The sequence below is a fragment of the Priestia sp. USM5 genome (assembly GCF_058323215.1).
On sequence record NZ_JBSGKN010000002.1, the window covers coordinates 144028 to 167988 of the forward strand.

22 protein-coding genes are annotated in these 23961 nt (G+C 38.0%); 18 read left to right on the forward strand and 4 right to left on the reverse strand.

Annotated features, from left to right (window positions below; genetic code table 11):
* Positions 1 to 24: 24 nt before the first annotated feature.
* A complete protein-coding gene (locus tag ACWATA_RS25075) occupies positions 25 to 1422 on the reverse strand; it encodes an amino acid permease (RefSeq protein ID WP_154990613.1) in 1398 nt (465 codons plus the stop codon).
* 325 nt (positions 1423 to 1747) lie between these two features.
* Here ACWATA_RS25075 and ACWATA_RS25080 point away from each other — a divergent pair, with 325 nt between their 5' ends.
* The 5 genes from ACWATA_RS25080 (at position 1748) to hpf (ending at position 5942) form a co-directional block, all read left to right on the forward strand.
* Positions 1748 to 2434, forward strand: a complete 687-nt coding sequence (locus tag ACWATA_RS25080) for a YpmS family protein (protein ID WP_224980629.1) — start codon at positions 1748 to 1750, stop codon at positions 2432 to 2434.
* A 203-nt stretch (positions 2435 to 2637) separates the two neighbouring features.
* The gene (gene fliD, locus ACWATA_RS25085; protein ID WP_473050265.1) at positions 2638 to 4443 is read left to right on the forward strand and encodes a flagellar filament capping protein FliD; all 1806 of its coding nucleotides are present in this window, start codon (positions 2638 to 2640) and stop codon (positions 4441 to 4443) included.
* A 16-nt stretch (positions 4444 to 4459) separates the two neighbouring features.
* A complete protein-coding gene (gene fliS / locus ACWATA_RS25090) occupies positions 4460 to 4861 on the forward strand; it encodes a flagellar export chaperone FliS (protein WP_028412023.1) in 402 nt (133 codons plus the stop codon).
* A gap of 2 nt (positions 4862 to 4863) precedes the next feature.
* Positions 4864 to 5202: a flagellar protein FliT gene (gene fliT / locus ACWATA_RS25095; RefSeq protein WP_028412024.1), complete on the forward strand. Its 339-nt coding sequence runs from the start codon at positions 4864 to 4866 to the stop codon at positions 5200 to 5202.
* A gap of 188 nt (positions 5203 to 5390) precedes the next feature.
* Complete coding sequence (hpf, locus tag ACWATA_RS25100; protein ID WP_013059750.1) at positions 5391 to 5942, forward strand: ribosome hibernation-promoting factor, HPF/YfiA family; 552 nt, start codon at positions 5391 to 5393, stop codon at positions 5940 to 5942.
* Positions 5943 to 6015: 73 nt separating this feature from the next.
* Here the strand turns inward: hpf and ACWATA_RS25105 are convergent, their stop codons facing one another.
* Positions 6016 to 6420, reverse strand: a complete 405-nt coding sequence (locus tag ACWATA_RS25105; protein WP_028412025.1) for a GNAT family N-acetyltransferase — start codon at positions 6418 to 6420, stop codon at positions 6016 to 6018.
* Between the two features lie 226 nt (positions 6421 to 6646).
* Here ACWATA_RS25105 and secA point away from each other — a divergent pair, with 226 nt between their 5' ends.
* The 6 genes from secA to cccB all read left to right on the forward strand — a co-directional run bounded on the left by secA (position 6647) and on the right by cccB (position 13860).
* Positions 6647 to 9163, forward strand: coding sequence for a preprotein translocase subunit SecA (secA, locus tag ACWATA_RS25110; protein WP_013059748.1), 2517 nt, complete (start codon positions 6647 to 6649; stop codon positions 9161 to 9163).
* Between the two features lie 99 nt (positions 9164 to 9262).
* Positions 9263 to 10361 (forward strand): peptide chain release factor 2 gene (gene prfB / locus ACWATA_RS25115; protein WP_114896991.1). Its coding sequence is split into 2 segments (ribosomal slippage): positions 9263 to 9325 and positions 9327 to 10361, totalling 1098 coding nucleotides; the frame shifts between segments, so codons are not numbered across the junction.
* 305 nt (positions 10362 to 10666) lie between these two features.
* A complete protein-coding gene (gene phoD / locus ACWATA_RS25120) occupies positions 10667 to 12400 on the forward strand; it encodes an alkaline phosphatase PhoD (protein ID WP_372456118.1) in 1734 nt (577 codons plus the stop codon).
* A gap of 26 nt (positions 12401 to 12426) precedes the next feature.
* Positions 12427 to 12645, forward strand: coding sequence for a twin-arginine translocase TatA/TatE family subunit (locus ACWATA_RS25125; protein ID WP_028412028.1), 219 nt, complete (start codon positions 12427 to 12429; stop codon positions 12643 to 12645).
* Positions 12646 to 12704: 59 nt separating this feature from the next.
* The gene (gene tatC, locus ACWATA_RS25130) at positions 12705 to 13421 is read left to right on the forward strand and encodes a twin-arginine translocase subunit TatC (RefSeq protein WP_028412029.1); all 717 of its coding nucleotides are present in this window, start codon (positions 12705 to 12707) and stop codon (positions 13419 to 13421) included.
* Between the two features lie 124 nt (positions 13422 to 13545).
* On the forward strand, positions 13546 to 13860 hold the full coding sequence (gene cccB / locus ACWATA_RS25135) for a cytochrome c551 (RefSeq protein ID WP_013059743.1): 315 nt from the start codon (positions 13546 to 13548) through the stop codon (positions 13858 to 13860).
* A gap of 25 nt (positions 13861 to 13885) precedes the next feature.
* Here the strand turns inward: cccB and ACWATA_RS25140 are convergent, their stop codons facing one another.
* Positions 13886 to 14422 (reverse strand): flavodoxin family protein, encoded by a 537-nt coding sequence (locus ACWATA_RS25140; RefSeq protein WP_028412030.1) that lies wholly within the window; start codon positions 14420 to 14422, stop codon positions 13886 to 13888.
* A 338-nt stretch (positions 14423 to 14760) separates the two neighbouring features.
* Here ACWATA_RS25140 and ftsE point away from each other — a divergent pair, with 338 nt between their 5' ends.
* The 7 genes from ftsE (at position 14761) to ACWATA_RS25175 (ending at position 22143) form a co-directional block, all read left to right on the forward strand.
* A complete protein-coding gene (gene ftsE, locus ACWATA_RS25145; RefSeq protein ID WP_013085414.1) occupies positions 14761 to 15447 on the forward strand; it encodes a cell division ATP-binding protein FtsE in 687 nt (228 codons plus the stop codon).
* Complete coding sequence (ftsX, locus tag ACWATA_RS25150; protein ID WP_280158342.1) at positions 15437 to 16327, forward strand: permease-like cell division protein FtsX; 891 nt, start codon at positions 15437 to 15439, stop codon at positions 16325 to 16327. The genes ftsE and ftsX overlap by 11 nt, the downstream gene beginning before the upstream one ends.
* 160 nt (positions 16328 to 16487) lie before the next feature.
* On the forward strand, positions 16488 to 17696 hold the full coding sequence (locus ACWATA_RS25155) for a murein hydrolase activator EnvC family protein (RefSeq protein ID WP_430078317.1): 1209 nt from the start codon (positions 16488 to 16490) through the stop codon (positions 17694 to 17696).
* Between the two features lie 173 nt (positions 17697 to 17869).
* A complete protein-coding gene (locus ACWATA_RS25160) occupies positions 17870 to 19309 on the forward strand; it encodes a S41 family peptidase (protein WP_028412032.1) in 1440 nt (479 codons plus the stop codon).
* A 162-nt stretch (positions 19310 to 19471) separates the two neighbouring features.
* Positions 19472 to 20662, forward strand: a complete 1191-nt coding sequence (locus tag ACWATA_RS25165; protein WP_328141563.1) for a PDZ domain-containing protein — start codon at positions 19472 to 19474, stop codon at positions 20660 to 20662.
* A gap of 20 nt (positions 20663 to 20682) precedes the next feature.
* A complete protein-coding gene (locus ACWATA_RS25170; RefSeq protein WP_473050267.1) occupies positions 20683 to 20913 on the forward strand; it encodes a DUF2198 family protein in 231 nt (76 codons plus the stop codon).
* Between the two features lie 315 nt (positions 20914 to 21228).
* Positions 21229 to 22143 (forward strand): proline dehydrogenase family protein, encoded by a 915-nt coding sequence (locus ACWATA_RS25175; RefSeq protein ID WP_028412035.1) that lies wholly within the window; start codon positions 21229 to 21231, stop codon positions 22141 to 22143.
* Between the two features lie 64 nt (positions 22144 to 22207).
* Here the strand turns inward: ACWATA_RS25175 and ACWATA_RS25180 are convergent, their stop codons facing one another.
* Complete coding sequence (locus ACWATA_RS25180) at positions 22208 to 23869, reverse strand: sigma-54 interaction domain-containing protein (RefSeq protein WP_047749599.1); 1662 nt, start codon at positions 23867 to 23869, stop codon at positions 22208 to 22210.
* Between the last annotated feature and the right edge of the window lie 92 nt (positions 23870 to 23961).

Consider the following 23961-nt stretch of genomic DNA (forward strand, 5'->3'; position numbering starts at 1 on the left):
AAAAAGCCGCAGATGCGGCTTTTTTTATTTTGCAATATTTTCTGACTCGGAAAATTGATCGTCAGGTCGCTTGTTATTTGTTTTTTTGATGAACGAGTATGAAAGAAGAACAACAGCGGTTAATCCAAGAGTTAAGAAAAACTGTGAGCGCATCGAATCAATAAATGCCATTGATAAGAAGATCACGGTAATAACAGCAATTGTTACGTATGTTAAATACGGGAACAACCACATTTTCATCCCTTTAATTGGCTGGTTGGCTCGATTCATTTTCTTACGCAGGCGTAAGTGAGAAATAGCGATAGCTAAATATACAATAAGAGCAATGGCTCCTGATGCATTAACTAAGAATAAAAAGAGTTTATCCGGCGAAACGAAGCTAAAGATAGCACATACATATGCGGCAGCTGTGCTAATCCATACGGCTCTTGCCGGCACGCCTGATTTGCTTACTTTTGCTAAAGCACGAGGAGCTTGTCCTTTTTGAGCTAATGATAAAATCATTCGTGAGTTCGTATACAAAGCAGAGTTCAAGCAAGACAAAACGGATACTAATACGACTAAATTCATAATTTGTGCAGCAGCTGGAATGTTGACCATTTCTAACATTGTTACATATGGACTTTTTAGTAAATCAGCTGAGTTCCAAGGTAAAAGAGTTACTAAAATAGCAACTGAACCAATATAGAAAATTAAAATTCGCCATACGACACTGCGAATAGCAGTTGTAATAGCTTTTGCTGGATTTTCTGATTCACTAGCTGCAATAGCCGCAATTTCAGCTCCAAAATAAGAGAAAATAACGGTAATAACTCCTAAAAAGATAGAGTTCGTACCTTTTGGCATAAAGCCTCCGTGCCCCGTTAAATTAGCTAAACCAGGTGAAGATGTACCTGGGATTAATCCGAAAATAATAGCTAAACCGATTCCCATAAAAGCAACGATTGCCACAATTTTAATCATAGCAAACCAATATTCAAATTCTCCAAATGATTTGACAGAGAATAAGTTTGTTAAGGTTAATGCAAAGGTTAAGATTAAGCTTAAAAGCCAAATTGGTACGGAAGGGAGCCATTCATGAACAATTGCTCCTCCTGCAGTGGCTTCAATCGCAATTACAATTAGCCAGAAAAACCAGTAAAGCCATCCAACAGCATAACCTGCCCACGGGCCAATTCCTTGCTGAGCATATGTCGCGAATGAACCTTTATCTGGATTTACCATAGCCATTTCACCGAGCATACGCATTAATAGAACGACTAACAGTCCGGCTGCTGCATATGAAACTACTGCTGCTGGGCCTGTTGCGTTAATAACGGATCCGCTTCCTACAAACAAGCCGGCCCCGATAATACCTGCAATGGAAATCATGGAAACGTGACGTTGCTTTAACTTTCCGTGTGATTCTGTTTTGTTTCCCATCGTATTCACTCCTTTAAAATTATCGAAAGACTATTAGAAAATAAAGTAAATTCTGAAAATATAAATAGAAATTCCTCCCCTTACCTTTATAATAAGCAAGAAGTGTGCCAATTATCAAATTCCTATAAAAATCGACTTTAAGTTACTAAAATCGACGCATTTTAAGTCGAAAAAGACTCGTTTTATTCACTATAGACTTATTCGCCATTTGGGATGTCGAGTATATACGTACATTTTATACAAGTTTTCGACATACATCTTATTTATCTTGTATGATAAAAGATAAATCGGTATTATGTTCCAAGAAGAATGTTTGAAAGGGTGCGTGTGTTTGAGAAAATTTATAGCTGTTATTTTTCTATTTATTATCCTTTTATTTGGGTTGTATTTTTTCGTTAGTCCAGTTAGAAATGTTGAAAAGCTTGATCAGACTGCTTCATTATCTTCACTAGCACAAGAAAAGTCCGCTCGTGCGACGTCGCTAGAACTGAACGGAGGCTCCCCTATTTTAGGCTACCGATTGAGCGAGAGCGATGTTAACGATTATTTGCGCAGCTACCTTTATGAAAATGATGAAACGGTTGAGGGAGCAGAAGCGGAGTTGCTTCCGGAACATATAAAATTTTATATTAATAAACATGTAGTATCTTTTATGGAATCACAGTTTGTAGTTGATGTAACACCAAATGCCGAGAATGGAAAGCTTGTTTTGAAGGTGAATAGTGTGCATTTAGGAAGAATGCCGATTCCGAGGTCTCTTGTATGGGATCGCTTAAATATTAACGAGTCTTCTGATGTCACGGTCGATAAAGAAATGAATGAAATTACTCTGCTCAATAATTTGCCAGATTCCATTTCGTTTGAGCAAGCAGATACAACGGATGAATATATAAATTTATCTGCCTCTGTAACCATTGATTCGTTACGAGATATTATAAATCTAGCACCATACCTTATTCCTAAGGATATTCAAAGGAATTTATCCCAAAAACTGAACTTGTTTGGCCAATAATAAAAAGCTCACTTATTGTAAAAAAATAAGTGAGCTTTTTCTATCTTGCACCCTTTGACCTATGAAAAAAATGTTCGTTTTACCGATACAAAATAGAGAAGTGGTGAACCTATGAACGAATAGGGAGATTCGAAAAAATATACTTATATTTTATGGCTAGCAGTTGATGGATAGATGAATAAAAAAAACGGTGGTGATGGTAAGTGGTAAGAGTAAGTGGATTAGCAAGTGGGATGGATATTGATCAAATCGTCAGTGATTTAATGAAGGCTGAACGAATGCCTATTGATAAGATGAAAAAACAAAAGCAAACGTTAGAGTGGCAGCGCGACGATTATCGCTCTATGAATTTGCTGTTATCAGACTTTAATAATCTTGCTTTTAATATGACCTTGCAGTCTTCTTATTCGTCCAAAACGGTATCTTCAGCAGATGAAACAAAAGTAAAAGCATCAGCTACTTCCTCAGCAGGAAATGCGTCTTATACCCTTTCAAACGTGACAATGGCGACTGCTGCTCAGACTATTAGCACCAGTATTGATTCTAGTATGGATCCGACGAAAAGCTTGTGGTCTCAACGCGGGTCGATGGATTCAAGTGTTTGGACTGAGAAAACAGTGGAACAAGCCGCCATAACATTAAGTGCGGATACTAGTACAGTGAAATTAGCTAAAGGTGCTGTTTCTGCTGTAAATCAGAACACAGGCACTTTAAACTCTATATCCGTTACCACGGATGGTACAAGTAAAGCGTATACCGTAAGAATAGGAACAGCGGCGGGAACTATAAATTCTAATGAAGTATTTATTAACGAAGACACAGGTGAAATGACGTTTGGTACCACATTAACAAGCGGCAGTATAATTGAAGCGTTCTCGTATCAGCAAAATGTGCTGAACTTTTCTATGACAACTTATGATAGTACAGGCAAAGCAACAGGAAATATTCAAGATGGGGGAAGTACGCCATTTGAATTTGATGGTTCCACCTCATTAAACACCCTTCTCACACAAATCAGTAATTCAAAAGTAGGCATTTCAGCTTTTTTTGATGAAGGAACGAATAAAGTTGTCATGACTCGTAAAGATACGGGGAATTTATCTTCTGTTGACAGTCCAGATGGATCCAATATGGTTTTTTCAGGAGCATTTTTGACAACGGGGTTTCTACAGCTTGCCGGTAATGCGAAAGGAACAGACGCAAAATTTACGCTAAACGGTCTAGAAACAACTCGTAAGTCTAATACATTTACAACGGGAGGCGTTACCTATACCCTTCAAAATAATTTCACAGGAGATGTGCGCGTTAACGTAAGCAATGATACGCAAAAAGTATTTGATACAATCAAAGATTTTGTGACTAAATATAATGAGCTGATTGAGAAAATTAATGGAAAGATTACCGAAGAAAGAGACCGAAACTATCAGCCTTTGACGGATCAAGAAAGAGAAAAGCTAACGGACAAACAAGCTGAGCAGTGGGATGATAAAGCAAAAAGCGGTTTGTTAAAAGGAGACACAATTTTATCAAGCGGGCTGAATCAAATGCGTTCTAACTGGTATGCCTCTGTATCAGGAGTGAGCGGAGCATTTTCACAGCTAACGGACATCGGTATTTCAACTAGCGCAAACTATAGTGATCGAGGCAAGCTAGTGATTGAAGGTGACGGGACTAAATTAAAAGAAGCAATTGAAAAAGACCCGCAGTCTGTTATGGATTTATTTATGAAAAGTGGAAGTACAACAAGTGAAAAAGGGATTGTACGACGTTTACGAGATACGATTACTCAAACCGTATCCAAAGTTGAGCAGCGCGCTGGCCGTTCAACATGGACAAGTGAACAATTTTTGCTTGGGCGGAATTTAAAAAGCGTAAACAGCCAAATTACTAGTTTTGAAAGCAGGCTCACACAAGTAGAGGACCGGTATTATCGTCAGTTTACAGCAATGGAGAAAGCCATTCAAAATGCAAATGCTCAAAGCGCGCAGTTATCGCAATATTTTAGTTAAGAAGGAGTGAACGTTTATGGCAGCAAATAATCCATATCAAGCGTATCAGCAGGGAGCTGTTCAGACTGCCTCTCCAGGAGAGTTAACGCTTATGCTGTATAACGGGTGTTTGAAATTTATCAAACTTGCACGAACAGGCATACAGGAAAAAAATATTGAGCTAAAAAATACGAATTTGTTAAAAGCACAAAATATTATTCAAGAATTAATGATTACCCTTGATACAAACGTGCAAGTTGCTAAGTCTATGATGACTATGTATGACTATATCAACCAGTGTTTAATTGAAGCGAACACAAAAAATGACATAGAGAGCTTGGATGAAGCCGAACAATATGTAACAGAGTTCCGCGATACGTGGAAGCAAGTTGTGCAGCTTCACCGCCAGCAAGTCCATGGAAGCGGCGGCCAAGCATAAATATGATAAACGAACTGTATCAGATAACTGACGAGATTTACCGACTTACTCAAATATTTTCTGACAAAAATCGAGAAGAGGACATTCAGAAATTAGAGTATCTTCTATTAAAAAGACGTGACCTCATGGAGAAGCTGCCGCCAAAAAGTAGAGATCATGAATGGATGGGTAAGAAAATTGTCGAAATGAATAAGACGATTGATCAAAATCTGATCTTCATCCGGCATCGAATCATGGAAGATCTCCGTTTGCTAAAAGTGAAAAAAAAGCATAATAACAGCTATGTAAACCCTTACGAAATGAAATCGTTTGATGGGATGTTTTACGATAAAAAAAATTAATTTTGCGTAAAAAATACAACCCTTCTTCTTATGAAGAAGGTCTATTTTTTTGGTTTTTTCATAAACTTTTCTCAGGTTCCAAAAATTTTCACTAAATTTTCTAAAAATTTTAATAGTTTAGGAAGGGATTGTGTCGGGTATTGTAGAATTGTAGAGGTATAGCAATGGATTAAAGGAGGAGTTCGAACATGATGTATAACATTCGCGGTGAAAACATTGAGGTGACTCCAGCAATTAGGGAATACGTAGAGAAAAAGCTTGGTAAGTTAGAGCGTTATTTCGACGAGACACCAACTGCTGACGTAAATGTAAACTTAAAAGTCTACAATAACGATCAAAAAATAGAAGTCACAATCCCAATGAATGATCTCGTATTGAGAGCTGAAGAGACCCACAGTGATTTATACGCAGCTGTCGATCTTGTCCTAGATAAATTAGAGCGTCAAATTCGTAAACATAAAACAAAAGTGAATCGAAAAATGCGTGAAAAAGGTGCTGAGAAGTATCTATTTGCAGCATTAGAAAGTGAAGCGAACGTAGCTGTTGCAACTGAAGAGGATGAATTAGAGCTAGTTCGTACAAAACGATTTAATTTAAAACCAATGGATAGCGAAGAGGCTATTTTACAAATGAATATGTTAGGACATAGTTTCTTTGTATTTACAAATGCTGAGACAAACATTACAAACGTTGTGTACCGAAGAAAAGATGGCCGATATGGATTGATTGAACCAAACTAAAGGTTACAGTCTTTCTTAAATAAGAGCAGTAAAATAAAAGCAGCGTGCTTCCGCACGCTGCTTTTTTAGCTGTTTAAAAAAATAGTTCCATAACTACATAGCGTGTAGAAGATTTGGTGAATACACGCGTGGTTTCTTTCATTTTGAATGCCTGATAAAAAGATACTTTATTTTCTCGTGCGTTACACCAGACCCTTCGTATCCCAAGATTCTTGAGTTTGAACAAAACCTCTTTTAGCAAATGACTGCCGTACCCTTTTCCTTGTTCTTCTTTGAGCGTAGCAAATTTCCGGAATTGAGCTTCATCACCTGTTATAAATAAGGAAACAACTGATTTTAACTCTCCTTTTTCAAACAGTCCATAGTGCATGCCTGATGGATCCTCTTTCAGCTGAACATAACTGAAATCTTTATGAGGCCACATGACGATATGTCGGACTTCCCAAGCTTGTTCTTTCGTAATCGTTTGAACGTTCATTCTACATTCCCCTTTTTTATTGTAAGAGTGAGGCAGGGAAAATCACAATAGAAAATAACTCCTTAATAGAGTAGTACTAGTAAAGAGACAGACGAAAAAGGGTACAAGTTGCTACTTGTTTAGCTGCAATGTTACAATTTTACTCAGAATGTTTTATAATGAAAGATACAGATATGAATGAAAATAGTATAAAATGTACTGATTATAAATAGAGGAGCGTTTTAATATGCTTGGATTATTTAAAAAAGTGTTTGACGGCAATCAGCGCCAAATCGGCCGTTTAGAAAAAATGGCGGACCAAATTGATGCGTTAGGTCCTGAAATAGCGTCTTTAACGGACGATCAGCTTCGTGAAAAAACAGCTGAATTTCAACAACGCTACCAAAATGGTGAATCGCTCGATAACCTATTAGATGAAGCTTTTGCGGTTGTACGTGAAGCAGCGAAACGTGTGTTAGGCATGTATCCGTACAAAGTTCAGCTAATGGGGGGTATTTCTCTGCATGAAGGGAATATCTCGGAAATGAAAACGGGTGAAGGTAAAACGTTGACAGCTACTATGCCTGTATACTTAAACGCCATTACAGGCAAAGGTGTACATGTAGTAACAGTCAATGAATACTTAGCGAGCCGTGATGCTAGTGAAATGGGTCGTTTATATGAATTCCTAGGCTTGAAAGTAGGGTTAAACTTAAACCATTTAACGCGTGAAGAAAAACAAGAAGCATATGCAGCGGATATTACGTATAGTACAAATAATGAACTAGGATTTGACTATTTACGTGATAACATGGTGCTTTATAAAGAACAAATGGTTCAACGTCCGCTTCATTTTGCTGTAATCGATGAAGTTGACTCTATCTTAATTGATGAAGCACGTACGCCGCTTATTATATCCGGCAGCGCACAGAAATCGACTGCGCTTTATATTCAAGCTAATGCATTCGTTCGCACGCTTGATAAAGAAACCGATTTTACTTTTGATATCAAAACAAAAAGCGTTCAGCTAACCGAAGAAGGTATGTCAAAAGCCGAGCGCGCATTTGGCATTGAAAACTTATTTGATATTTCACACGTAGCGCTAAACCATCACATCAACCAAGCGCTTAAAGCACATGTAACGATGCAAAACGATGTGGATTATGTAATTGATGAAGATCAAGTCGTAATCGTTGACCAATTTACTGGTCGTTTGATGAAAGGAAGACGTTTTAGTGACGGCTTGCATCAAGCTATCGAAGCTAAAGAGAACGTTGAGATTCAAAATGAAAGCATGACGTTAGCTACAATTACATTCCAAAACTACTTCCGTATGTATGAAAAATTATCAGGTATGACGGGTACAGCTAAAACGGAAGAAGAAGAATTCCGTAATATCTACAACATGCACGTTGTCGTTATTCCGACAAACAAGCCAATTTCACGTGATGATAAAGCGGATTTAATTTACAAGTCAATGGAAGGCAAGTTTAATGCGGTAGTGGAAGATATTGCCGAGCGCCACGCAAAAGGACAGCCTGTTCTTGTTGGTACAGTTGCGATTGAAACATCTGAAGTTTTATCAGCATTATTAAAGAAAAAAGGCATTCGCCATCACGTTTTAAATGCAAAACAGCATGAGCGTGAAGCGGATATTATCGAGAATGCGGGTCACAAAGGTGCGGTAACAATCGCAACGAATATGGCCGGTCGTGGTACGGATATTAAACTAGGTGAAGGTGTCGTTGAAGCTGGAGGTCTTGCTGTAATTGGTACAGAGCGTCATGAATCACGTCGTATTGATAATCAGCTCCGCGGACGTGCTGGACGTCAAGGGGACCCAGGGGTGTCTCAATTCTATCTATCCATGGAAGATGAATTAATGCGCCGATTTGGTTCTGATAATATGATGGCGATGATGGATCGTCTTGGTATGGATGATTCACAGCCAATTCAAAGTAAAATTGTAACAAGAGCTGTTGAATCCGCTCAAAAACGCGTTGAAGGTAATAACTTTGATGCGCGTAAACAATTGCTTCAATATGATGATGTTCTTCGTCAGCAGCGTGAAGTTATTTACAAACAACGCTTTGAAGTGCTTGATTCAGACAACTTACGTGCGATTGTAGAACGTATGATTGAATCAACGCTACAGCGTGTGGTTGAGGTAAATACACCGCGTGAAGAATTAGAAGAAGAATGGAATTTACAAGCGATTATTGATTACGTAAATGCTAATGTTCTTGAGGAAGGCGAAGTCACAGAAGAAGATCTTCGCCGTAAAGAGCCTGAAGAAATGGTAGAACTGCTGGTAGATCATGCAAAAGCTCGTTATAATGAAAAAGAAGAGCAGCTCCCTGAAGAACAAATGCGTGAATTCGAAAAAGTAGTTGTTCTTAGAGCAGTTGATTCTAAATGGATGGATCATATCGATACGATGGATCAGCTTCGCCAAGGTATCCACCTTCGTGCGTACGGCCAAACAGATCCTCTTCGCGAATACCAAATGGAAGGTTTTGCGATGTTTGAAAATATGATTGCAACCATTGAAGAAGAAGTGACGAAGTATATCATGAAAGCAGAAATTAACAACAACCTTGAGCGTCAAGAAGTAGCGCAAGGTCAGGCGGCTGTTCATCCAAAAGAAGGAGACGCGCCGGCTAAGAAGAAGCCAAAAGTAAATGCGATAGAAGTTGGCCGAAATGATCCTTGTATCTGTGGAAGTGGCAAAAAGTATAAAAACTGCTGCGGTAAAGAATCATAAAATAAGAGTCAATTAGTATAGAATGAACTAGTACAGGAAGGAAATGAGTCTTCTCATTTCCTTCCTGTGCGTCAAAAATAAAATAGAGGTGTTTAACTCATGGATTTAGTAGAAATTAAGCAAGAACTTGACAAAACAGCTAAGCGATTAGCGGACTTTAGGGGGTCTCTTTGACCTCGATACAAAACAAGCTCGTATCGATGAATTAGATGAGACTATGGCTGATCCAAATTTTTGGAATGACCAGCAGGCAGCTCAGACTGTTATTAATGAAGCCAATGGTTTAAAAGATGCAGTAAATCAATTTAACCACTTAGATGAAACATACGAAAATTTACAGATATCTCATGAACTTGTAAAAGAAGAATATGATGAAGATTTAGCAGAAGAACTAGTTAGTGAACTAAAAGAGCTTATTTCAGGCATGAACGACTTTGAATTACAGCTGCTTTTAAGCGAGCCGTATGATAAAAATAACGCCATTTTAGAATTGCACCCAGGTGCTGGTGGAACAGAATCACAGGATTGGGGTTCAATGTTACTACGTATGTATACGCGCTGGGCGGAGAAAAAAGGTTTCAAAGTAGAAACACTTGATTACTTACCTGGGGATGAAGCTGGTATTAAAAGTGTAACGCTTTTAATTAAAGGCCATAATGCGTACGGGTATTTAAAAGCTGAAAAAGGCGTTCATCGTCTAGTTCGTATTTCTCCGTTTGATTCATCAGGCCGTCGCCATACGTCATTCGTATCGTGCGACATAATGCCGGAATTTAACGATGAAATTTCAATTGATATTCGTACGGAAGATTTGAAGGTTGATACGTACCGTGCAAGCGGTGCCGGAGGTCAGCATATCAATACAACAGATTCAGCTGTTCGTATTACTCACCTCCCAACTAATGTAGTCGTATCTTGTCAGACGGAACGTTCACAAATTAAAAACCGTGAGCAAGCAATGAAGATGTTAAAATCTAAGTTGTATCAGTTAGAAATTGAGAAGCAGCAAGAACAGCTAGCTGAAATCCGCGGAGAACAAAAAGATATTGGATGGGGAAGTCAAATTCGTTCTTACGTATTCCATCCGTATTCGTTAGTAAAAGATCACCGCACAAATACGGAAGTCGGAAACACGCAAAGTGTAATGGATGGAGATCTAGATCCGTTTATTGATGCGTATTTACGTTCTCATATTTAATCAAAAGGCAGTATACCTCGGTATGCTGCCTTTTTTTAGTTGTTAGGACTTTGTAAAATTTGAATGAAGAAAAACGAGCGTAAAGAACTATTTGTAGATAGAAAATTAAGAAAATGCAGAAATTTAAAGGTTGCTGTCGTCCGTTCGCTTATTTTGTCAATGAAATAAAATGGTTTAAAATACCTATTTTATGGTAAATGCTTCTTTACAATCCTTTATACCTCTTTTACAAACAGCTTTTATAATTTGAGTTAAATCAAGAGGAAGGGGCATGTGCAGTGGCAAATAAATCGTTACACGAATTAATAGAGCAAGTAAAACAGAACAGTTTTTCTTCGAGTAAAGGGTTTGATAGAAGGCATTTTTTACAAGGAGCTGGAAAAGTAGCAGGAGTATCACTTGGCTTAACAATTGCTCAGTCTATCGGTTTAAATGCAGTAGAAGTTTCAGCGGCAGCGCCTAAATTTTCAAGTTATCCGTTCACTTTAGGCGTCGCATCGGGAGATCCTTTAGCAGATAGTATTGTTCTTTGGACAAGATTAGCACCAGACCCATTGAATGGCGGGGGAATGCCTAATCAACCCGTTCCAGTAAAATGGGAGCTTGCCGAAGATGAAGACTTTCATCGAATTGTCAAACGAGGAACAGAAATAGCTAGACCTGAACTTGCTCACTCTGTTCACGTTGATGTAAAAGGATTAAAGCCAGGCCGTATTTATTATTATCGATTTAAAAGCGGTCATGAGTTAAGCCCGGTTGGAAAAACAAAAACACTTCCTTCAGCAAATGCAGAAGTAGCCAGCATGACGTTTGCATTCGCTTCGTGTCAACAGTATGAACATGGTTACTTTACAGCTTATGAACATATGGTTAAAGAACAATTGGATTTTGTGGTTCATTTGGGCGATTACATCTATGAATATGGACCAAACGAGTATGTGGCTGCAAGCGGAAATGTTCGTACTCACAGCAGCGCAGAAATTCAAACGCTTCAAGACTATCGAAACAGGCATGCTCAGTACAGGTCAGATGCCAATTTGAAGTCTGCTCATGCTGCTTTTCCGTGGATTGTGACGTGGGATGATCATGAAGTAGAAAACAATTATGCAAATGTAATTCCTGAAAAAGGACAATCAGTAGAAGCATTTATTCAACGCCGCGCGGCAGCTTATCAAGCTTATTACGAACATATGCCTTTGCGTCAAACATCCTTGCCTCACGGAACGGATATGAGATTGTATCGTGACTTTTCATATGGGAAACTAGCTTCCTTTCAAGTGTTGGATACGCGTCAATACAGAGACGATCAAGCAAATGGAGACGGAACAAAGCCGCAAACGCCAGAATCTCTTGATCCTAAACGTACGCTATTAGGGATTGAACAAGAAAAATGGCTTTTTACTAATCTTGAAAAATCAGCGTGTCATTGGAACGTACTGGCTCAACAAATTTTCTTTGCTCCCAGAAAATTTGGAACGGCGGCTAAGCCTACATACAGCATGGATGCATGGGATGGGTATACGGCGAATCGTCAGCGTGTTATTGATTTTATTGAAAAGAAAAAGTTGGACAACGTCATTGTACTAACTGGAGATGTGCACGCTAACTGGGCTTCTAATTTACACACGGATTTTGCCAATCTTAATTCAAGAATTATTGGTGCAGAGTTCGTTGGCACCTCCATCACTTCCGGAGGGAACGGAGCAGATAAACGAGCTGATACGGATAAAATTTTAAGTCAAAATCCACATCTCACATTCTTTAATGATTACAGAGGATATGTAAGGTGTACGGTCACTCCTGATATATGGCAAGCTGATTATCGCGTTGTGCCTTTTGTAACAGAACCTGGTGCGGAAATTTCAACTCGAGCTTCCTTTCAATATAAAAAAGATGGAAAAGGTATGACAGAAGTTGAAGTAAATAACGTGCCGCGTGGGCTAAAGATTTCTAAGGAAGTAGAGGAAGATCGTATGCGGGCACACGGGAAAGCACATGAAAAACAAGAGTTGAAAAAGAAAGAAAAAGTACAGCAGTAAATTGAGTAAGGGAAAGGAGGTCAAGTATGCTTTCTAATATTGGAATTCCTGGTTTAGTTATTATTTTGGTCATTGCGTTAATTATTTTTGGGCCGTCTAAGCTGCCGGAAGTTGGACGGGCGTTTGGGCGAACATTAACTGAATTTAAAGGAGCAGCAAAAGGGCTCGTATCAGATGATGAAAGTGTTAAAGAAAAGCAGGCAGCAACCGTTTCTGAACAAAAAAGGAATGAATCGACATTGTAAGTAAGGAAATAGACGAGGAAACTCGTCTATTTCTACTTGTCAGAAAGGAGAAATAGACAATGGGAGAAATGAGCTTGATGGAGCACCTTGAAGAATTGCGTGTTCGTATTATTAAAACACTTTGTGCATTTGTAGTTTTACTTATTGTCAGTTTTGTATTTGTACAAGATATTTATCAGTGGCTAGTGAAAGATTTGGACGGCAAGCTTGCTGTACTTGGACCAAGTGAAATTGTATGGATTTATATGGTGATTGCATTTGTTTTTGCGCTTGCTTTTACACTTCCAGTAGCTGCTTATCAAGTATTTCGGTTTGTTTCACCGGGATTAAAAAAGGAAGAGTATAAGATTATGATTACCTTCATTCCATTCTTTTTTCTCTTATTTGTAAGTGGCTTGGGGTTTGGTTATTTTGTTTTATTTCCAATGGTTTTAGCATTTTTAACAGGTTTGTCGAATGATCAGTTTTCACTCATGTTTACGGCGGAGCATTATTTCCGTTTTATGCTTAATCTGTGTTTACCATTTGGTTTTTTATTTGAAATGCCTTTAGTTGTCTTATTTTTAACGCGTTTAGGGGTTCTAAATCCAGTGAGGTTAGCTAAAGCAAGGAAGTTATCTTATTTTGCTTTAATTGTGATATCTGTGCTTATTACTCCTCCTGATTTTATTTCGGATATTTTAGTCATTGTCCCGCTTCTGCTCTTATATGAGCTCAGTGTGACAATTTCACGCGTAGTATACAAAAAACGTTTAGGAAACGAATCAATTGCTTGACCTCATACATAAATACGATGAGAGAATTCATGAAATTGAAACAAAGTCCTTGTAAACAGAGTGTTTTAAACATTCTTGAGTAGGTTATAATAGAGTGAAAACTCTACAGCAAGGGGGAGAAGGCTTGAAAAAAGTATTATTAACGTTAACAATTGGCCTAGCGCTTGTTTTGTCCGCGTGCGGCGGAGGCAGTTCCAAAAATGAATCTGCCGGTGAATCTTCAGCGAGTGCAGAAGATATTGTGAAGAAAAACTGTACAGGCTGTCACGGTGTAGATTTAGGAGGAGCAAATGGGCCAAGCTTGCAGCATGTAGGCAGCAAGCACTCAGAAGCTGAAATTGAAAACATTATTAACAATGGTCAAGGCGGTATGCCAAAAGGACTGATTAATGAAGAAGATGCCAAAAAAGTTGCGGCTTGGCTGGCAAAGAAAAAATAAGACGGGTATCCGTCTTATTTTTGTGTTAAAGCTGCTTTAATTGTTCATTTAAGACAATAGCTTGCTGTTGAGCTTTGACATCTTTTGCTATGTCTCCAGGTGCATTGGCTTCTCCAATGATGTATCCGCTAAAGGAAGAACCAATAAAATCGACAATGTATTGAAATTGCATAATAAGAGGAAGGGCCTTTACAGATGCGCCTGTGCCCCCGACTACTAATACATAGACGCGCTTATTTTTCATTTGTTCTTTAAAGTTGATTGTCGAATCTCTAAGGCTTTCAGACCAACGATCCACAAAGTTCTTCATCAATCCGCTCATACCGTACCAGTAAAGAGGCGTAACAAATAAAATAGTATCGTGCGCTGCCATCTTTTTCGCTATATCATAATAATCATCTTGTTGATTGGTAAATCCATGTTCATCGTGACGCATATCAGTAATGGGGTTAATGGTATGCCTACGTAAGTAAACTTCTTCAGTATTGATATCTTTTAAGACTGCTTTAGCCAATTCTTCCGTATTTCCGTTTTCCCGTGAACTTCCATAAATAGTGATCATGTTATCTCTCCTCATCGTTTTTCTTATTTATCATACCTTGTTTGTAAAAAAGTAGACATGAATGTGCTTTGTCTAACGATATTCGTAAAAAAATGAACAGCAAAAAACAACAGAATTAAAAATAAGGATAAATTCTCATACCCTGCTAAAAATATCCTACTTATGTCATATTTGAAATAAAAATGTAATATTTTTGGGGCTTATTTTCACGAAGAGTGATGTTATAATGAGAAAGCGCGTGAGAAGAGTCGAATTTTTGGTTTGAATTGTAGAGTTTTGTCGTATTTTGACAAGTTTTACATAGTATTAAAATAACACACTTGATTAGGTGATTACTTATGATTGAAATGCAAAATGTATATAAAACGTATCCGAACGGTGTAAAAGCAATCAATGGCATTAGCATCAAGATTAATCAAGGTGAGTTTGCTTATATCGTAGGACCAAGTGGAGCAGGAAAATCCACTTTTATTAAAATGATGTATCGTGAAGAAAAGCCTTCTTCAGGAAATATCATTGTAAACGGTGCAAATGTAGCAAAAATAAAAGATAGCAGAGTTCCTATCTTTAGACGTCATATTGGTGTAGTCTTTCAAGATTTCAAGCTGCTTCCAAAATTAACGGTCTATGAAAACATTGCTTTTGCACTAGAAGTAATTGAGCAAAGTCCCGAAGAAATTAAAAAGCGAGTGCTAGAGGTGCTAGAGCTTGTTAAGTTAAAGGGTAAAATGGATTCTTTCCCTGATGAATTATCTGGAGGAGAGCAGCAGCGTGTGTCTATTGCGCGTTCAATTGTGAATAGTCCTAAGGTTGTCATCGCCGACGAACCGACAGGGAACCTTGATCCGGAGACCTCATGGGAAATCATGGATATTTTTGAGGAGATTAATAAACGCGGTACGACTATTTTAATGGCAACGCATAACCGTGAAATTGTAAATACAATTCGAAAGCGCGTAATTGCGATTGAAAATGGAAATGTTGTGCGTGATGAAGTAAGAGGTGAATACGGATATGAAGGCTAGGACATTCGGTCGCCACTTACGTGAAGGATCTAAAAGTTTAGGAAGAAACGGCTGGATGACATTCGCATCTGCAAGCGCGGTTACCGTGACGCTCTTGCTTGTAGGCGTATTTTTTATGTTGATGATGAATTTAAATCACATTGCTAAATTGATTGAAAATGATGTGGAAATTCGCGTTCACGTTGATGCTGCAGCGACAGCGGATGATCGAAAAGCAATGAAAGAAAAGCTAGATGCAATTAAGCAAGTTGATACGGTGACGTTTTCTTCTAAAGATAAAGAGTTAAAAGATTTAATTAATAGTATGGGTGATGAAGGACAAGCTTTTGAACCGTTTGAGCAGCAAAACCCATTAAATGATGTGTTTGTTGTTAAAACAAAAGAGCCGACTGATGTCGCAAAAGTAGCTAAACAAATTGAGAAATATCCGTATGCAGCAAAAGTTCAATACGGACAAGATCAAGTTGAAAAGTTATTTAAAGTGCTGAAAGTAGCTCGTAATATCGGAGTAGTACTGATTTTAGGGCTTCTATTTACAGCGATGTTCCTCATTTCAAATACAATTAAAATTACGATTGTAGCTCGCCGTGAAGAGATTGAAATTATGCGCTTAGTTGGAGCCACAAACTCCTTTATTCGCTGGCCGTTCTTTATTGAAGGTCTGTTTTTAGGAGTGCTTGGTTCTATTGTGCCAATTGCTGTTATTATCGGTGTGTACAGCGTTTTATATAATGAAGTTCAGCCTAAGTTCGGTGGATTCTTTGAACTTTTACCTGCTTTTCCATTCGTGCTTCAAGTATCGCTATTACTACTTGTAATCGGTGGTCTAATTGGGATGTGGGGAAGTACATTATCCATCCGTAAATTCTTACGAAAATAAAGATAGATTTTTAACATAATAGATTATAACAACCTCACATTTGATGTTTATCAGATGTGAGGTTGTTGTGTAATTACAGATAAAAATAGAAAAAAGTGCTAATGGGGGTCTTGCTAATGCCCGTTTATACGGGGAAATATGTGCAAATGGGGAGAAACAAATGACACGTAAGACATTAGTAATGACAGCAGCAGTTTTAGTTGGACTAGGTACAGCTTGGATAGGTAATGAAAAAGTTGCTTATGCAGAAAGTGCCAGCACTACTAAACTCAGTGATTTAGAGAAAAAAAGTAACGATGTGAACCAAAATATTAATCAAAATAAAGAGAAATTAAAAGAAGTTCAAGAACAGCAAAAAAACGAAGAAGCTGAGATTGTGCGTTTGGATTCAGAAGTCGGACAGACAAATGCAGACATCCGCAGCCGTGAAGCTGAAGTAGAAAAAGCAAAGCAAGACATCGAAAAGCTGAAAAATGAAATTGACGTTGTAAAAAAAAGAATTGAAAAACGAAATGAGCTATTAAAAAAGCGTGCTCGTGCTTTACAAGAAAACGGCGGGTCTGTGGATTACATAGATGTACTGCTAGGCTCTGAAAGCTTCGGAGACTTTATTAGCAGAGTGAGTGCGGTTTCGACAATTGTAGGGGCTGACCGCGATTTGTTAATGCAGCATGAAGCTGATAAAAAGGCAAAAGAAGAGAAAGAAACAAAAGTTCAAAACAAGCTAACGGAAGTAAATCAAGCGCTTGAAGAACTTAAAAATCTTCGTGCGCAGCTGCAAAAACAAGTGGATGAAAAGAATCACCTCATGCAAACGCTCAAAGATCAGGAAAAAGAATTTAATGAAGAAGCCGTTGGATTAGAAGAGCAAGCTTCTATTTTAGCCGATCAAAAAAATGCAGCACAAGCTCAACAGCAAGAAATTGAAAAAGCCGGGGCAACAGAGGAGGCACCACCTGTTACAAGCGGGTCGTTTATGAGGCCGGCAAAGGGCCCGGTAACATCTCATTTTGGATATCGAGAAACGTTTGGAAGAGGACATTACGGTATTGATATTGGAAAGCGAGGAGAAAGTGTGCCAGTTGTAGCCGCAGCAAGCGGAAAAGTAATTAGAGCATATCATTCTTCTTCTTTTGGTAATGCCGTATTTATTCGTCACAATGTCGAAGGTCAGACGTGGGTTACAGTTTATGCTCACTTAGAGAGCTACAGCGTCTCAAGTGGTCAATCTATCAATAAAGGTCAACAATTAGGTTATATAGGGAACACAGGACGTTCGTTTGGTGCTCACCTGCATTTTGAATTGCATAAGGGCGATTGGAAAGGCAAAAGCTCTGCTGTAAACCCTGAACGTTATATTAAATTTTAAGTTCCTAGCATACGTGGTACAAGCTCAACATATAGTTTAACAAAAAGGCATCGCACTTGATTTGTGTGGTGCCTTTTGCTACAAATAACACATGCATCCTTTTTATTACATAGTTTTGGTTGTATCTATTATAATAAGAAGAGATGGCTTAAGGTTGAGGAGGATGAAAGAACTTGAATCGGAAAATCGTTGCACTATTAATGGCACTCTCCTTAGTTGTTGGAGCAGCAGGTACATATTTTGGCATTCAGTATGCAAATGCTGGAACGGTCAGTACCCCCCTTACAACTTCTTCAAATGATAGTAAAGTGGAAAAGGAAGAGCTAGACAAAATCAAGCAGGCTTACGAACTGATATCTTCAAAATATTACAAAGATGTAGATGACAAAAAATTATTAGATGGCGCAATCCAAGGAATGGTACAAACCTTAGGAGACCCTCACTCATCTTACATGGATAAGAAAACGGCACAGCAATTCACGCAGTCTCTTGATTCATCGTTTGAGGGGATTGGTGCTGAAGTAAGCATGGTAGATGGAAAAGTAACAATCGTAGCTCCGTTTAAACAATCTCCTGCGGAAAAAGCAGGATTAAAACCAAATGATCAGATTTTAAAGATCGATGGTAAAAGTATCGCGGGTCTTGAATTGAATGAAGCGGTATTAAAAATTCGCGGTAAAAAAGGCTCTACCGTGACATTAGATGTTCAAAGACCAGGCGTGAAAGAAACGATGAAAGTAAAAGTTGTAAGAGATGAGATTCCAATTGAAACCGTCTATTCTTCTGTTAAAAATGTAAACAATAAAAAAATTGGTTACATGGAAATTACGTCATTCTCTGAGTCAACGGGAGACGAATTTACGAAACAGTTGAAAAAACTTGAAAATAAACATATTGATGGTTTAGTTCTAGATGTTCGTGGAAATCCTGGTGGCTATTTAACGAGTGTTGAAAAAATGCTCGATAAATTAGTAACGAATAAAAAGCCATACATTCAAATTGAAGATCGTAACGGTGAACGTCAAAAAGTGGTTTCTTCAATGAAAAAGCAAAAGGATTATCCAATTGTGGCCTTGATTGATGGAGGAAGTGCATCTGCTTCTGAAATTCTTGCCGGGGCATTAAAAGAAGCAGGCGGATACAAGCTAGTCGGTGAAAAATCCTATGGAAAAGGAACGGTTCAACAAGCTGTTCCAATGGAAGACGGCAGTAATTTAAAATTAACGTTCTATAAATGGCTAACGCCTGATGGAAACTGGATTAACGAAAAAGGTATAAAACCAACGGTAGAAGTCAAGCAGCCGGATTACTATTATGCAAATCCAATTCAAGTTGATAAAAAGCCATTAACACGTGATATGACAGGTGACCAAGTGAAGAATGCTCAAGTGATGCTAAAAGGCCTTGGCTTTGAACCTGGACGTACAGACGGATATTTTAGTAAAGAGACAGAAACAGCTGTAACTGCATTCCAAAAAGCCAATAAGCAAAAAGCTACAGGTGAAATTGATGAAGATACAGCAGCGCTTTTACAAACAAAACTATTAGAAAAAATTAAATCCAAAGATGAAGATCGTCAGCTTCAAACGGCTTTAAAGCTAGCTAGTCAATAAGAAGTAGAAAAAGTTCCGTGCTTTTCCAAAGCACGGAACTTTTTTAGTAAAAACAACATTGTCGGTTAGTGATGCATTTTGATAAAATAAAGAAGCCTATGATACATAACAATCAATCGTAAATGTTGTAATAAAAATGTGAAAAATACAGGTGGTGAAAAAATGGATTTTGCATTAGAGCTTTTAAAAGGTATCGGGCGTTTATTTTTGCACCCGTTAACTTATTTATTTCTGCTCGTCTCGTTTTTTGTAGGTCTTTCTCGCGTCAAGAGAGAGCGTCAGAATTTTCATGTTCGCGTGTTTGATTTTATTTTAGAAGCAAAATATTTATTTTTTCCAGGTATCATTATTGGTTTGATTTTATCCGTTGTTACCGTGTTGCTAGGTGTCTATGTATCTATAGGAACGATTGTACTTGTAGCTGTTTTAACTTTTATCATAAGCGGCCCGTGGACGTTTAAATGGCTTTCTCCTTCTTATACCGTAGGACTGGCTGTGCTTGCGACCTTGCTTATTCCTGCAGCTGGTTTCGGTGAAGGATTTATTCAAACGTGGTCTGTGCAAGCTCATAACGCAGATTTACCTTCTCTTACTATTTTAATGTCGCTGCTTGTATTAGCAGAAGGATATTTAATTTGGAAGTTTGGAGCAAAAGGTACGTCTCCAGCCATTGTGAAAAGTAAAAGAGGGCAGGAAATTGGGGCTCATTATTCTCAAAAATTATGGGTTGTTCCGCTTTTTGTCTTAATTCCAGGCAGCGCCATTACGTCTGTGTTTCCATGGTGGCCTGTGTTATCTATTGACGGAACATCATTTAGCCTGTTTTTTGTTCCTTTTGCTATCGGTTTTTATCAGCGAATTCAAAGTATGGTTCCGTTTAAATCTATTGAATTTACCGGTAAGCGTGTATTAGCATTAGGCGTGGGATTAACGATTATTACAATTGTTGCTATTTTTTATCCTCCTGCCGCTGTCGCTGTTGTTATTCTAGCGATCATAGGAAGAGAGTGGATTCGTTTGCAGCAGCGTCGAAGCGATGAAAAAGCGCCCGCACTATTTACTAAGCGTACACAAGGTTTGGTTGTGTTAGGAATCATCCCTCATTCTCCGGCAGAGAAAATGGGTTTGAAAGTAGGAGAAGTGATTATTAAAGTAAATGGAATCGCTATATCTGAAGTCCATAAATTTTATGAAGCATTACAAGTGAATAACCGTGCTTTTTGTAAGCTAGAAGTTATTGACGAAAATGGAGAAGTTCGCTTTACTCAGCGAGCATTGTATGACAACGAACATCATGAACTAGGTATTTTGTTTGTACACAATTATACAAAACGTAATTCACAAGCTGGTTAAAAGACGGATAAAAAGGAGAAATGTTTGTGGAAGTCAAAACGATTGCCGCAGTTTTTCTACCCGCCATATTGCTTGTTCTGTTTGCTAGAGTAACATATAACCTATATGTTGCCACAGCGCTGACGCTTTTGTTGATAGCTGTTTCTGTATATAAAGGGTACGCAGATTATCCGCTTATTATTTTAATAGCTTTACTTTCAGCAGCCATTGGTTTTATATATGCAAAAGGCATGCTAGCAGCTGGAAAATAAAGATTGTTGCTTTGATGATAAGTGAATCGTCCTATTATCAAAACTTACGCAGAAGCTCTCTACGAAATGTGGAGAGCTTTTTTATGTCGAAAAACGAGTTAGAACTCATAACACTGTTGTTACGGTTCCATCGATAAATGAGTATAATTAAATTAATTATACAAATATGTTTGTAAATAAAATAACTTAAACAATTTTGTGTAAATTATTTTAAATACGTGTACAAATATGTAGTTAGGGTATAGAAAAATAAAGAAATTAATCTGAAAATTATATTTATTTTGATTTTTAAAAATAGAAGGAGGTTTAGTATCGATGGAAGTGTTAATGAGAACGATGTTTCAGTCGCTTGGCAAAAATCATTCAATGAATAAATTAGCTAAAAAGTATGGATTGCGGATGGGGGCAGCTCGTTTTGTTGCTGGAGACTCAATTGAATCAGCAATTCAAACATCCAAGGAGCTTAACAATGGTGGGAAAGTTGTGACACTCGATCATTTAGGCGAATTTGTTTTTACAGAAGAGGAAGCTAGGTTATCTACGGCCATGTGCATTCAGACACTAGAAGCCATTGCAGCATCGGGCGTTCAATCAAATTTATCATTAAAGATGACTTCTTTAGGATTGGATATTAGCAAAGAGCTTTGTATGGAAAATATGCGCAGAATTCTACACACAGCCAGAGTGAATGATATTTTTGTTCGAATTGATATGGAAGACTACTTGCACTGCCAAATCTCCCTTGATATGTATAAAGAATTACGCAAAGAATTTGATAATATTGGAATTGTGATTCAAGCGTATCTTTATCGTACAGAACAAGATATGAATGACTTACATCAATATCAAGCCAATTTACGTCTGGTAAAAGGAGCTTACAAAGAATCGCCAGAAGTATCGTTTCCGGAAAAGAAAGACGTAGATGAAAACTATAAAAAAATCATTAAAATGCATTTATTAAATGGACATTATACAGCTGTAGCAAGTCATGATGAGGAAATGATTCAGTATACAAAACGATTAGTAAGAGAAAACGGCATTTCAAATGATCAGTTTGAGTTCCAAATGCTTTATGGAATTTGCGTAGAGCTACAGGATCGTCTGGTCAAAGAAGGATATAAAGTCAGGGTTTATGTTCCTTACGGAATTGATTGGTTTGGGTATTTCATGAGACGCCTAGCCGAACGCCCCGCCAACGTATGGTTCGTATTAAAAAATTTCTCCAAATAAGTTCAGTCCAAGAAACATAAAAAATTCGACACAAGTATCCTGAGCTTCGTGTCGAATTTTTTAATTAGTTTAATCCGTATTCTTTGATTTTGTTATAAAGGGTGCCGCGCGAAATGCCAAGCAGATCTGCTGCTGCACTTTTGTTTCCATAGGTTTTTTGAAGAGTCTCTTCTATTAGCCTAGCTTCTTGGAGAGAATCTTCTTCTTTTTGAACTTCTGTGAAAGAACTGGCATCCTTCAGATTGTCAGGAAGGTGCGTAAGGGTAATCAACGACTGATCACTAAGAAAAATCATTCGTTCAATCGTATTTCTCAGCTCGCGAATATTTCCTGGCCAATCGTATTGCATAAAGGCTTCGAGAACTTCAGAGCTGATGAAAGGAGCCTTCTTTTTATACTTTTTACTAAATTCCTGTACAAATTGCTGCGTTAATGCTTCAATGTCTTCTTTATGGTCTCGAAGCGGCGGAATGATAATATTAATGACGGTCAGCAAATAGTAAAGATTTTCATGGAATTCACCGGCTTTTAGCAACTCTTCCAAAGGCGTCGTAGTAGAGGCTACAATTCGGGTTTGGACTTGAATTTCTTCCGTGCCTCCAACGTGATAAAAGGCTCGTTCTTCCAAGTAACGGAGAAACTTAACTTGAATTTCAAGAGGCATTTTATCAATTTCTTCAATAAATAACGTCCCGTTATGAGCCTGCTCCAGTTTTCCTGCAATGGTCGTTGGATCTTCTGAAAAGACGTCTTTTTGATGACCAAAGAGTTCAATTTCCAGAAGTCCAGATGGAATAGTGGCGCAATTTAAAGATAAAAAAGGTTCTTTATGTTTGGATCCCCCGTAGTGGATGGCCTGAGCCAGCATTTCTTTCCCAGAACCAGGTTCTCCTGTTAATAAAATAGGCATATCTGTAGATGCCACTTTTTTGGCAATGTCAACGGCTTGCTTAATTTCAGGACTGATACCCGCAAAAGAAGAAAATGGATTATCTTTCGGAATGAGAAGAGATACATCAATTTCTTCATTTAGTCTTACAATATTGGTAATGTCATGTTCGGTTGCGACTCCACCTATGACTCGGTTGTTTCTTATAATAGGAGATGCATTGATGAGCACGTGAGTTTGTTCATTAGGACGATGATACGTTCCGCGCACAGGACGCCCTTCATTTAGAATCGTATGTAGAATGATGGATTCATCTTTAAAATGCTCTCCGATTTTTCTACCAATAATATCATCTCTCTGAATCTTATACGTATGTTCCGCAGCAGTATTCCACAAGATTACATTTCCTTCATGATCGACCGCTGTCACTGCATCATTAATGGTTTCTGCCAATGTATCAAAATAGGAAGCTAATATCTCATTTTGGCTATGCAAATGTGTAATCCACTGTGAAGGTGTTACAAGTCCTATTGTGGTTTCTTGGTTTTCTGCTTGAATGAGGACTGGTCTATTCCAGTTTGTGTTGGCTTGTAAATTGGCTAACGTAGAAGTAGAAGATGAAGGCCAATTTGTGTCCGCTATTACTTTTTTAATGGACGATGCCTCGTCATGACCTGTTAAAAGGTATCGTTCATCTTTTTGTATTACATAAAAGGTACTTGCTGTGACTACAACGAAATCATAGTTGGAAAGTTCAGATTTCACTTTAGCTAAAGAAGTTGATTCTTCAACTGTTATAAAGGAGTTATTTATAAGAACTTGATCAACGCTTGCCATACTAAACCCCTCTCAGTACATATTTTTTATACTGTATCATAATTTAGAAATTGGCGCAAAAGCCTATCTTTTTCAAACAATTAGGCAGCTTA